The sequence below is a fragment of the Enterobacter sp. R-1.6.2 genome, from assembly GCF_035064085.1.
GTDB classification, from domain to species: Bacteria; Pseudomonadota; Gammaproteobacteria; order Enterobacterales; family Enterobacteriaceae; genus Enterobacter; species Enterobacter asburiae_B.
In genome coordinates this window covers 1-11963 of record NZ_JASEYI010000047.1, presented here as the reverse complement: position 1 = coordinate 11963, position 11963 = coordinate 1, and the positions used below count along the sequence as shown (strand labels likewise).

7 protein-coding genes and 7 pseudogenes are annotated in these 11963 nt (G+C 50.0%); 8 read left to right on the top strand and 6 right to left on the bottom strand.

Annotated elements, in window-relative coordinates; all coding sequences use genetic code 11:
• Positions 1–76: 76 nt before the first annotated feature.
• Positions 77–1873: pseudogene (locus tag QMN93_RS24850) on the bottom strand (Tn3 family transposase); the annotation flags it as partial.
• Positions 1874–2040: 167 nt separating this feature from the next.
• Here QMN93_RS24850 and QMN93_RS24845 point away from each other — a divergent pair.
• From QMN93_RS24845 to QMN93_RS24815, 7 genes and pseudogenes are all read left to right on the top strand, one after another.
• Positions 2041–2682 carry a recombinase family protein gene (locus tag QMN93_RS24845; RefSeq protein WP_009651826.1) on the top strand — a complete coding sequence of 214 codons (642 nt, stop codon included), beginning with the start codon at positions 2041–2043 and terminating at the stop codon, positions 2680–2682.
• 114 nt (positions 2683–2796) lie between these two features.
• The gene (locus tag QMN93_RS24840) at positions 2797–3609 is read left to right on the top strand and encodes a sulfite exporter TauE/SafE family protein (protein ID WP_007372378.1); all 813 of its coding nucleotides are present in this window, start codon (positions 2797–2799) and stop codon (positions 3607–3609) included.
• A gap of 19 nt (positions 3610–3628) precedes the next feature.
• Positions 3629–4000, top strand: a complete 372-nt coding sequence (locus QMN93_RS24835; RefSeq protein ID WP_009651828.1) for a winged helix-turn-helix domain-containing protein — start codon at positions 3629–3631, stop codon at positions 3998–4000.
• Positions 4001–4137: 137 nt separating this feature from the next.
• Positions 4138–5078, top strand: a pseudogene (locus QMN93_RS24830) (IS110 family transposase); the annotation flags it as partial.
• A pseudogene (locus QMN93_RS24825) lies at positions 5075–5454 on the top strand (transposase); the annotation flags it as partial. The pseudogenes QMN93_RS24830 and QMN93_RS24825, both read left to right, overlap by 4 nt.
• Positions 5455–6002: 548 nt before the next feature.
• A complete protein-coding gene (locus QMN93_RS24820; protein WP_007372374.1) occupies positions 6003–6626 on the top strand; it encodes an FmdE family protein in 624 nt (207 codons plus the stop codon).
• A 9-nt stretch (positions 6627–6635) separates the two neighbouring features.
• Positions 6636–7376: a sulfite exporter TauE/SafE family protein gene (locus QMN93_RS24815; RefSeq protein ID WP_032951290.1), complete on the top strand. Its 741-nt coding sequence runs from the start codon at positions 6636–6638 to the stop codon at positions 7374–7376.
• A gap of 194 nt (positions 7377–7570) precedes the next feature.
• On the opposite strand, the pseudogene QMN93_RS24810 reads toward QMN93_RS24815, so the two are convergent.
• The 4 genes and pseudogenes from QMN93_RS24810 to QMN93_RS24795 form a co-directional block, all read right to left on the bottom strand.
• Positions 7571–7873: pseudogene (locus QMN93_RS24810) on the bottom strand (DDE-type integrase/transposase/recombinase); the annotation flags it as partial.
• A 13-nt stretch (positions 7874–7886) separates the two neighbouring features.
• Positions 7887–8830, bottom strand: a pseudogene (locus QMN93_RS24805) (integrase core domain-containing protein).
• 91 nt (positions 8831–8921) lie between these two features.
• Positions 8922–9305 (bottom strand): annotated as a pseudogene (locus tag QMN93_RS24800) (IS6 family transposase); the annotation flags it as partial.
• Positions 9306–9399: 94 nt separating this feature from the next.
• Positions 9400–11058, bottom strand: a complete 1659-nt coding sequence (locus tag QMN93_RS24795; protein ID WP_009652879.1) for an FAD-dependent oxidoreductase — start codon at positions 11056–11058, stop codon at positions 9400–9402.
• 160 nt (positions 11059–11218) lie between these two features.
• Here QMN93_RS24795 and QMN93_RS24790 point away from each other — a divergent pair, with 160 nt between their 5' ends.
• On the top strand, positions 11219–11569 hold the full coding sequence (locus tag QMN93_RS24790; protein ID WP_032951288.1) for a helix-turn-helix transcriptional regulator: 351 nt from the start codon (positions 11219–11221) through the stop codon (positions 11567–11569).
• A gap of 301 nt (positions 11570–11870) precedes the next feature.
• Here QMN93_RS24790 and QMN93_RS24785 read toward each other — a convergent pair.
• A pseudogene (locus QMN93_RS24785) lies at positions 11871–11963 on the bottom strand (DNA starvation/stationary phase protection protein); the annotation flags it as partial.

Genomic DNA, 11963 nt, shown 5'->3' with positions numbered 1-11963 from the left:
TTGAATGGGTTCATGTGCAGCTCCATCAGCAAAAGGGGATGATAAGTTTATCACCACCGACTATTTGCAACAGTGCCTCATTTTTTATATGCGAAAAATGTCGGGTAAATGTCGTCCAGCTGTTTACCTCATCGAGAATTTCCGTGATTTTAGGTCGCGGTAGCATGCTGTAAACCAGCTCTGCCAGCGGTGAAACCTGCGCCGGAACGCAGTTATCCAGCGGAGAGACTTTTACGCCCTTGTCAGATATTTCCACATCAGGCAGTTCACCAAGGGCAGCCATGGCATTGACCTCTTCAAGTCTGGACTGAAGCAGGGTCATACGGCTGGTAATGTACTCATGATAATCAGCAGATACGGGCAGTGGCAGGGCCGGCGTGAGTTTGTCAAAGTCCTTTTCGGGGATGAGGTAATCATCAAAATTTTTGTAGCGGCGCGAGCCTTTAACCCAGATATCCCCGGAGCGCAACGCCCCCTTAAGCTCGCTGAGCGCACAAAATTCATAGTACTGCCGGTCAATACCCGCAGGTGTAATCACCACCTTGCGCCAGCTTTCAGGGACAAACTCAAGCGGCGCTGCCGCCGGAACTTTACGTAACTGCTTCCGGTACATCTCCTTGATCACAACCAGTGCATCAGCCAGAGGTTGCGCGGCCGGGGTTGCGACTAACTGTAAAGCGGACAACATGCGCGGGGCATATTTCCGTAATGTGCTGTATTTCTCGGTAATAATATGCAGCGGGTCAAAATTATTTTTTCTGGCGAGATGGCGTGTTTCCTCCAGACTGGCGACAAATTCATGCCATGGGAGTATGTTTTCTATTGCGAGCCATGGATCTCCACCGGAATCACGGGCATCAGACAGCGCCTGACCGACATCGATATACTGCCTCAGTTTTGACTGGATCAGCTTTCCGGTCTGCTGAAGGCGCTCAGCCTGTGTTCTTTTGGCTTTGCTGAAAAGGCTGTTCAGCATTCGCTCATGCAGCTCAATTACTTCGTCTGTCAGTGTGGCTCTGGCTTCTTCCAGCACGCACACCAGGATCGCATGACGCCGGGCTGCTGAAAATCGGGTCAAATCCCGGCTACTCATCTTTCGGCCTTCCCGCGCAAGTTTCAGCAACCTGTTCTGGTGAATGGTACGATCTATACCTTCAGGTAATGCCAGCGATTCAATGCTACTGAGCCGATCAAGATGTTGCAGCACGTTCTTACCATTGATTTTACCCGGCGGTTGCAGAAGCCATGTCAGCCTGGAAGGCTGATTATCTGATGACTCCAGTAAACGATCCAGGGCATCCCTGTGGGCCGGAGTTAACGGGGCATTCAGGGTCTGAAATACGATTTTATCGCCGCCAGCCATGGCCTCCGCACAGGTACGCTCCACGACGTCAATCGCGGGGATGATCACGTTGTTCTGCCGGAGCCAGACCAGTAACTCTTCGGCCAGGAGAATACCTTTATCGGTGCGCGTCGCCATCGAAAGCAGGTGTGTAATACAGTCCTGCTGTATTTTGCCGGTGAACGCCTTTACGCCAAGATAGCGGTACAGTTCGGTTAAATGCTCACGCCGGGTCGTATCCCTGCCGGAAAGGTAAGCGGGCCAGAGATCCCCGGTAAGCTTTAGCCTGCTGGCGATATGCTTCAGCAGCGCATCAGAGGGTGGGATTTTTTTATCCGGGGCAAAGCCGACATTTTTCAGATAGCAAAGAAGGACGGCAAAACCAAAGCGGCTGGCGGGTTTACGGTGAGCACTGATAAGCGCCAGATCATGCTCACTGAAATAGGCCATTCGGGTCAGCGTTAACTCATCGTCCGGTAATGCCAGTAATGATTCTCTTTCCGACAGAGAAAGAATCTGCCTCCTTGCCATATAGTTTCCCTCATAAATTATTCGATGCGGCATTTTTAACAAAAATGGTTATCGCATTAGGGTACACCCTGACGCCATAATAAAAACGTGACGGTACACGATGAATGACATAACCTATATGCGATAGAATAAATGCAATAACCTAAAAGCGATAATGCGGTGAAAAAATGTTCATCAGAGCTTATTTGAGAGCGTCGACGGAAGATCAGTTTGCCGATCGAGCAAAAGATATGCTGGAGCAGTTCGTTCAGGAACGAGGGTATAAAATAGCCAGTTACTACCGGGAGAATATCAGCGGAACAAAACTCGACCGCCCGGAGCTGGGACGCCTGCTAATGGACAGTCACCACAATGATATTTTACTTGTCGAGCAGATAGACCGTCTGACCCGTCTGAGCAACAGCGACTGGATGACGCTGAAAAAGCAGATTGAGCAACATGAACTGCGGATCGTCAGTCTTGACGTCCCAACTTCATGGCAGGCTCTGTCAGATAAAGATCCTTCACAGGCTGACCCGATAACCCGCGCAGTTATCACGGCGATCAACAATATGTTGATCGATCTGATGGCCGCAATGTCGCATAAGGACTGGCTGAGTCGTCGCCAGCGACAGCAACAGGGAATTGAGCGTGCTCATTCCCTGGGTAAATACCGGGGCAAGCAGGCAGACAGTGAACGACACCAGAAGGTGTTGTACTACCGACAGGTTAAGAAACTCAGTATACGGGAGACAGCAGAAGCAACCGGCTACAGTTCTTCTCAGGTTTGTCGGATACAGGCGCTTAATAAAATCACCGGTACTGATTGAATCAGCTTTAAGCTGGATCAATTCCCGCCTATACAACGTACTATCAAACTTATCATCTGAAATGCTATGCTCATCGTTATGTCAAGAATGACATAACGAATCAGAGAGGAATGCATGTCATCAGTTTCAAAAAGGAATGGAAAAGGTTTTTTCTCAGGCGCGGTAATTGGGGCTTTAGGAGGGCTGATTGGGCTCGGTGGGGCTGAGTTTCGCCTTCCCGTCCTGATCGGTAGTTTCAAAATACCCACCCTGGAAGCCGTCATCTTTAACAAAGCAATGAGCCTCGCTGTTGTCGCTATCGCTCTAATTTTCCGCACAAAATCGATAGCCACCGATCAGTTGGTAGAGCATCTTGATATTGTCATGAATTTACTGGCAGGAAGTCTTATTGGGGCATGGTGGGCCGCAGGCCGCGCCATTAAGATGTCCAGAATCTGGCTGGACAGAATCATTCTGCTCCTCCTTGTTTTACTGTCGTTCGTCATGTTCTCAGAAGCATGGCTACCACTGCACAGTATTTCCGGCGGGTTATTTCAACCCGGTATTGCCACAATTATTGCAGGTGTGATTTCAGGGTTCTTTATCGGGATAGTCGCAGCATTGCTCGGTGTGGCAGGCGGTGAGCTTCTGATCCCCACAATCGTTATCCTGTTCGGGGTTGATATCAAACTGGCCGGAAGCCTGTCATTGATGATTAGCCTGCCCACAATGATTGTTGGTTTTTCCCGTTATACAAATGCAGATGCTTTCCAGATTCTGAAAAAAGAAAGGCCGCTGTTTGTATGGATGGTCATCGGATCTGTGATTGGTGCGGCAATTGGCGGACTTCTGGTCGGCCTGTTCCCGGTTAAAGTACTTATGACTTTACTTGGGGTGATCCTTCTTATCTCCGCCATCAAAACGTTCAAACACACCCGGCAAAAATAATTTCGAGAAAGGTATCAGGATGAATAAAAAAGCGCTTATATCTGATTTTATTTTGGTCAGACCCCGAATTTACATTAATGACAACATCTCGCTGGGGCCGGGTAAAATCGATCTATTGCGCGCTATAGATGGGTTTCATTCCCTGTCAGCCGCCGCAAAAGATTTGGGTATACCCTATAAAAGGGCGTGGCTCCTGATTGATACGTTAAACAAAGGGATAGGTAAGCCCGTGGTCATCACGTCAACAGGCGGCAGCAAAGGTGGAGGCTCGGTTTTGACACCACTTGGCCAGAAGTTACTTAGCTGGTACGACAAAACAGAGGCCAACCTTAACGAGCAATCACAGCAGGACTTGCAGGATCTCGAGAAAATTATCTTCGGTGAGAGTTAACCCATTCGGCTCGGTCTTTGATCGGGCCATAACCGTACAAAAAATCATCTTAACGAATGGAAGGGACTTTCCCTGATTATGCGCCTGATTAACTCTTGTGCAATCATGGGGTACACATCGTCCCGGAGTAATTCGTTATGACTATCACGACTGTCGGTATCGATCTTGCTAAAAATGTGTTTGCTGTTCACGGTGTTGATCAGAATGGCAGAACTGTTCTGGTTAAACCTAAAGTTTCGCGTGCTGCTCTTCCTGAGTCCATTGCAGGTTTGCCTCCCTGTGTTATCGGGATGGAAGCATGCTCTGGGGCTCACTACTTGGCAAGGTTATTTCGGCAGTATGGTCATGAGCCACGTCTGATGGCCGCTAAATTTGTGTCTACTTACCGCATGGCCGGCAAATCAGGGAAGAATGATGCAGCTGATGCTCAGGCTATCTGTGAAGCGGTTCGTCGCCCACATATGCGATTTGTACCCGTGAAGGACGAAAGCCAGCAGGCGATGCAATGCAATGCTTACACCGCACCCGTCAGGGTTTCATAGAAGAGAAAACAGCAACGTATAATCGTCTGCGAGGATTGATATCTGAATTCGGTGTCATCGCGCCACAAAATACTGATGCCCTGCGCCACATAGTTTCTGTGCAGAAGAGCTCTTTACCGCTTCAGGTTCAGCAATGTGTTGATGATTTGCTGGAACACATTGAAGCTAACATCACTGAATATGACCGAATTTTGTCCCGCATGGCCAAAACAGATCATCGCAGTCAGCGGCTGATGGAGCTAAAGGGCGTTGGCCCCACAACTGCCTGTGCGCTGGTCGCCAGTATCGGTAATGCACATGATTTTAAAAATGGACGTCAACTGGCCGCCTGGCTGGGACTGACGCAATCACAATACAGCAGCGGCGGAAAGCCGAAGCTCGGCAGGATCACAAAAGCCGGTTATTCGTATCTGCGAACGCTCTTGGTACAGGGGGATCTTTCAGTGCTTATTGGCGCTGAGAAAAGGAATGACTCATTCAGCCGTTGGGTTTGTATGTTGGTTGAGCGCAGAAGGTACTGGCAGGCTGTTGTGGCCAACGTCTATTGACCATTCCCTGTGTGGGAACGCTCACGGTCAGTACTATTTCCACTGAGCTTGGCGATGGGAAACACTACGCCAGTAGTCGTGACTTCGCAGCGGCAACGGGGCTGCTTCCACGTGAGTACAGCACCGGTGGTCGAACAACTCTGTTGGGGATCAGCAAACGAGGCAACAAAAAGATCCGAATATTACTGGTCCAGTGCCCCAGAGTGTTCATACAAAAAACAAAAACTAGAACACCAGAAAGGCAAACTGGGCCAGGGAATTAATGTGCAGAAAAAGCAACTTTGTTGTGACCTGCGCACTCGCAAACAAGCTGGCCAGGATAGCCTGGGTGCTTACGACGCGACAACAGACGTTCGCGTCGTAAGTCTCTAACAATAAATTTTTAAACAATCACCTATCTGGTTTGCGAATGCTGATCATTGATGATACAAACGGCCGACCGGCCTGTTGAAGAACCTGTATATCGGAATGGCTCATCTGAAGCCGTATGATTTTTCTGAGGTTCATCAGGCGCAGAACTCATCGTGGCGCGATTCTGACGCTGGATAGATTTAAGCAAGCCAATGATATCGTCGAAAATCAGTGTTGCAAAAACGGGAGTGACCATAGATTCGATATCCAAACTGCCCCCAGCACAGCATTTGTAAGCAAGAATTTGCCGATACTCATGAGTTAAGTCTTTCCGTCGTGAAGTCTAGGTTACGGAGAATTCGTCAGCGGTTGCGCGAGGTGTTGATACGTAATTGCCAAGTGCACTTTGACTACAGTGGTCGGGCTTGTTACCACGCACCTCGGCGTGAGGATTACTGAAATCAATCTCGAAGAAAATTTCTGCATCCTTTTGCGAGTTCATTCGTCTTCAAGATAGTGGCTTCATCAGGAAGCTACGCGACTCACGAAGGAGATAGAGTAATGACACACGATGAATTCGAAGCGGCGATGGTCTTTCACGGCCATAAGTGTCCAGCAATGCCTTTAGGCTACCGTGCTGCGCAAGCAGCGATGAGAGCGCTCGGTGTGGAACGGGCAGAAGACAAGGAGCTGCATGTCATAGCAGAAACAGGGAAAGGCCATGCTGCGGGATGCTTTCTGGATGGCGTAATGTCGGCTACGGGATGCACCTACGGCAAGTCGAACATCGAGAAGCGCTATTACAACAAGATGGCTTTCACTCTGATAGACGTGAAGACCGGGCGCTCAGTACGTGTACGGCTAAAGGACGAGTTTTTCGGCAACATGCTCAACTCGCCTTTTGTTGCCCAACGCAAACAAGGCATAGCGCCACAGGATATTCCCGCCGAAGTCACTGACCCCCTGGTTAACAAGGTCATATCGATGCCGGAAGAAATGTTTCTCGATATCGGGCTAAAGAAGCCGTTTGAACTTCCACGCGGTAAAAGCTGCTTTGACACGGAACTATGCGCCAAATGTGGGGAACGTGTCTTTGTCGATAAACTGATCGACACGGAAGCGGGACGGCTTTGCATTCCTTGCCAGGAAAAACTGGCTGGACATACTGTATCCTCATTTTGCTAAGGAATTGAAATGCTTGCCATCGCTGCCGTTGCAACGTTTTTTCTAACCGCTATCATGGCCATGGCCGGAGTCGGAGCCGCTTTTATTCTGGTTCCGATCTTCTTGGCACTAGGGGTCGAAATTCATGCAGCGATGGCCACCGCCTTGCTTCTGAATGCCATATCGACGAGCGTGTCGACAACGACATTCATTCGCAAGCGTTTGGTCGAATGGCGGTTGGCACTCCCCATTTTGATTGTGGCCGTGGTTTTGTCGCCAATCGGGGTTCATGTCAGCCAAAGGTTAGACCGCCATTTTCTACTGTGGCTGTTCTCCGGTTTTCTTATTTTTGCCAGCCTCATGATGTTGTTGTACGCGCCAAAATCTTCTGGAATTCAGCGTAGTGCGCGAAGCCAGATGTTGAGTAGTTTGTCCCTTGGCGGTGTTGCGGGTTTTGTCGGTGGCCTGTTAGGGGTTGGAGGTGGCAGCATCATCGTCCCGGCACTCGTGGGGGCCGGGCTGGAACCCAAACGGGCGTCAGCAACCGCTTCTTTCGTGGTCGTGTTTGCTTCTCTGACCGGTTTCTTTGCCCACGCAACGCTTTCGGGAATGGATTATTCGCTGGTCGGTGCCACCGGTATCGCATCGGCGGGAGGGGCTGCATTTGGCGCGTGGTTAATGAGCGAAAAACTCAAAGGGCAACAGCTTAAATACATCATTGGATTCGTCCTGTTAGGGACCGCCGTCAAGATCATCTGGGGGCTTTTGTAAAATAAACGGAATCAAAATCATGTAAGCACACGATGGCCATATTCATGGCAACTCAACCGGAGCGAAGCTGTATTGGCCGCTCGTTGTTACGCTCGGATTTTCTGCCGTAGAGGTCTTCGCCGATTGGCAATCCAGCTCGTTGGGTTCTGTCGCATTAGCGTAGACAAGTCAGTAATTATTGCGCTGTCTATATTTTAGGCAACCAACAGGTAAAATTGTTCCGCCGGTGATAAAGGCTCTTCAGCGGGATGCTGATATTGCCCTTTACGTATCATATGCACTAACTCAATGCCCTCCATTATCGTCTGCGCTCGCCGAAATGATTTGAACCCCAGTATCTGTCGTATTCGGCGTTTGATATTCCGATGGTCCTGCTCAATCAGGTTGTTCAGGTATTTACTCTGCCTGATGGTGATGGTTTCTTCTTCAGGTTTACTGGCGTTGAGTGTGGCCAGCGCCGCCATGTTGGCACCGCTTTTATCGATGGTTACAACCTCAGTAGATTAGTCCCTATATTTCCAGACACTTTTTATCGCTTAACCCATTACTGGTTCGCCGCCGTAGATATTCCCGTGGCTAACGATACCCCAGTGCACTATGCGGATGCCATTCGTTGTAATGTTCGAAGGCCTCTGCAAAGTTCTTTACCGCTGTTAACCCGTCCGGCTTCGGTATGATGCTGATGTAATCCCGCTTCATCGTTTTCACGAAGCTCTCTGCCATCCCGTTGCTTTCCGGGCTACGTACCGCCGTATGTTTAGGCTCCAGTCCTACCTTCCCTGTATGCGCCGGCTTCAAGGGCGGTATTGCCGGTTTACGCTCAAGCAAACAGCGCATTCTTACGCATGATTCAGTATACGCGTTTGGCATTGATCACCGCCATGTCGTCCGTTTCTGATTGTCTGCGCAGCAGTGCCCACACCCGACGATAACCATACGTAGGCAGATCGCCGATAACGGTATGGATACGATCCAGAGCTTCAATATCATCAGGCTTGCGCTTGCGTCGACGCTCCTGCCAGTTCTTCGACCGACGAGCCATAGCATGCAGTTGCGCACGTGAGACCCGTAGCCAACAGCTGACAAGGCTTATTCGCCATCCTCCGGCAGCAAGGGCACGTGCGCTATCCACTTTTTTGTCGGCCATATTCAACGGCTTCTTTCAGCAGCTCGTTTTCCATGGTTTTCTTGCCCAGCAGGCGCTGTAGCTCTTTAATTTGCTTCATCGCAGATGCCTGTTCCGACGCGGGTATAACCTGTTCACCCACAGCAACGGCGGTGAGACTACCTTCCTGGTACTGCTTACGCCACAGGAACAGCTGACTGGCAGCAACACTATGCTGACGGGCAACCAGCAACACGGTCATACCGGGTTCAAAGCTCTGCTGAACAATGGCGATTTTTTCCTGAAGGCTGCGCCGTCTGCGCTTCTCCGGACCTAAAACATCAATCATCCGGACTCCAACGACTAGTCTAAAAACTAGTATTAAGACTATCACTAATTTAAGTGATACCAACTGTCTGGAGATTCATGGAGCCAGTCTACTCAGGCTCACCGTGGTGGCGAATGGCCTTGCGAAAGAAGCGTAAGGCAGCCGCAGCGTCGCGTCTGGCGGTCAACAGGAAGTCGACGGTCTGCCCCGCGGTATCAACCTCCCGGTACAGATATTTCCACTGGCCTTTGATTTTAATGTAAGTTTCGTCCATCCGCCACCGCCGACCTACATTACGCTTATACTGGCGGAACGACGGTGCCAGGCGCATAACCCAGCGATGAAGAGTGGAATGGTCAACGATAACGACGTGCTCCGTCATCATATCTTCGAGATTGCGCAGGCTGAGGGCGTAAGTCAGATACCAGCGAACACATTGAGCAATAACATCAATGGGATAGTGCAGGCGCTTAAAAGCTTTTCGTATCAGAAGCATGGGCAGGTAACATTATAAAAAAACAGTATGTTACCCGGCGACGTCTTAATGCGTCAGAACCAGATGAGGTGCCATGTGTATGGCACCTCATCTCTTATTGATTCATCGACTCCATAACCGCCTGCCAGGTTATAAAGCCACCACTCAGATTATATGTCCGGAAGCCGTGAGCCTGCAGAATACGGTATGCCACATGCCCGCGCAGACCACTCTGACAACCGATAAAAATCTCTTTATCTACAGGCAATTTTTCAAGATTCTCCCGCAGAGAATCCAGAGGGATGGATAGCGCATCAGGATATTCGCCAAATTGTTTCAGTTCTTCAGGAGAACGAATATCAACTAAACAATAACTGCCCGGTTCCCGTTGCAAAACATCGCTGACATGACATATGGCCGTATCTCCCCTGATGACATTTGCCGCCACCATACCGGCCTGGTTAACAACGTCCCTTGCACTGTTAAAAGGCGGGGCATAAGTCAGCTCAAGATGCTCGAGATCGTTGACGGTAAGTCCCGCGCGCTGCGCGACAGACAGAACATCGATGCGTTTATCAACCCCTTTTTTCCCTGACGCCTGGGCCCCCAGAATTTTACCGGTATCGGGGCTGAACAGCAGTTTCAGACTGATCATCGTAGCCCCAGGGTAGTAACCGGCATGATCAGCAGCATGGACGTAAACCTTCTCGTATCGGGTACCATGGGCTTTCAGTTGCTTTTCATTCGCACCGACGCTGCCAATACTCAGCGAAAATACCTTACAAATGGATGTCCCCTGACTGCCATGGTAAAGGCTGTGGTGATCAAGCATGTTATCAGCAGCAATGCGTCCCTGGCGGTTGGCGGGCCCAGCCAGAGGAATATTAGCGGGTTCCTGAAAGACAAGGTCAGGTGTTTCAACTGCATCCCCCACGGCGTAGATGTCAGGAATACTGGTCTGCATACAGGCATTGACGCTTATACCTCCCCGTTTACCCACTTCGAGCCCGGCTACTGTGGCAAGGCTGTTCTCAGGTTTTACCCCGATGGCGAGAATAACCATGTCGGTCTGCACAAAGCCACCGTCAGACAGTGCAACGCGGAATCCCGTTTCTGTCCGCAGCACCTCGGTGAGTGCCGTTCTGAGACGCAGATCCACGCCATGATTCCGGATTTCCTGATGCAGGGCTGATGCCATTTCAGGATCAACCGGAGCCATAACCTGTTCCTCCATCTCCAGCAGGGTAACACGGATCCCCCGTTCGCTCAGAGCCTCCATCACTTCAAGTCCGATGAATCCCCCCCCGACAAGCGTGGTGTGAGCGACGTTATGTTGCTCAATCCACGCCAGGATAGCATCCATGTCAGTAAGATTTCGGAGCGTAAAGACGCCCTCTTGCTGTAGCCCGGGCAAAGGAGGGACAACCGGCGCGGCTCCGGTACTGAGGAGTAGACGATCCCATACTTCGGTATGGATCTCACCTGAGGTCAAATTTTTAACTGTCACTGTTTTATTAACCGGATCCACTGACGTCACTTCATGGCAGGTACGGACGTCTATGTTAAAGCGGGATTTAAAATCCTCCGGAGTCTTAAGAATAAGTGACTGCCGTAACGGAATTTTTCCGCCTATATGATAAGGCAATCCACAGTTGGCGAAAGAGACATCGCTTCCCCGTTCAAACACAACAATACTGACATCTTCTGACAACCGGCGAGCTCTGGCTGCAGCGGACGCACCGCCGGCAACACCACCAACAATCACTATTTTCATTACATCCTCTCTGTTCACTCGGGGCAAAATGTCTGCCAGATATAATTAGTTACCCAGGCCAGCTGGACGCTGCAGACCTGGCGAACACGGTGGCAAAATTATGGCACCATCAGTATACTAAATAACATTATATAAAAATACAGAATGTGAGAAACCAGCAATGCCCATGAATGAAGACACAAAACGTCAGACCGATATGAAAAATGCAGCCCTGGGGGCAGCAGATGTCTTACGGGGACTGGCTAACAGCGACCGGTTGCTGTTGATGTGCCAGTTAAGCCATGGGGAAGCGAATGTGGCCGAGCTGGAAGCTGCAGTCGGTATCACTCAGCCGACCCTGTCTCAGCAACTGGGTGTAATGCGCCGCCTGAAGCTTGTCGAGACCCGACGGGCAGGTAAAATGGTATATTACCGTATTGAGGATAACCGTATCATGACGTTGTTAAATACCTTGTATGATCTCTACTGCCCGCAGGCAGGCACAGGTAAAGGAAGCCATAACAACGAATAATGTGATCCTGCTTTCCACGCAAACCGTTTTATCATTGCAGCATTAACCCTGTCAGGTTGTGAAGAGCCTGGCCGGTATCTGCGATATTATAACGGGAAAGCGACAGTGGTCCGGATATACCCATCGGTAATGCCTGTCCGGACTGTATTTATCGCTCACGCGTTCACTGTTTAACTTATTGATTTATCGGTTTTTATACTATTACGGTCAGAAAAAACAGCCACGGCAGCACGGATGGTACTGCACTGACAGCAATGGCCTGTGGCTGACAAACCGTTTTTTCTGCTGCCACCGGTTTACATTATTCAAGCAGGCTGCGCAACATCCAGGCAGTTTTCTCATGTAACTGGATACGTTGTGTAAGCAGATCTGCTGTGGCTTCATCATTCGCATT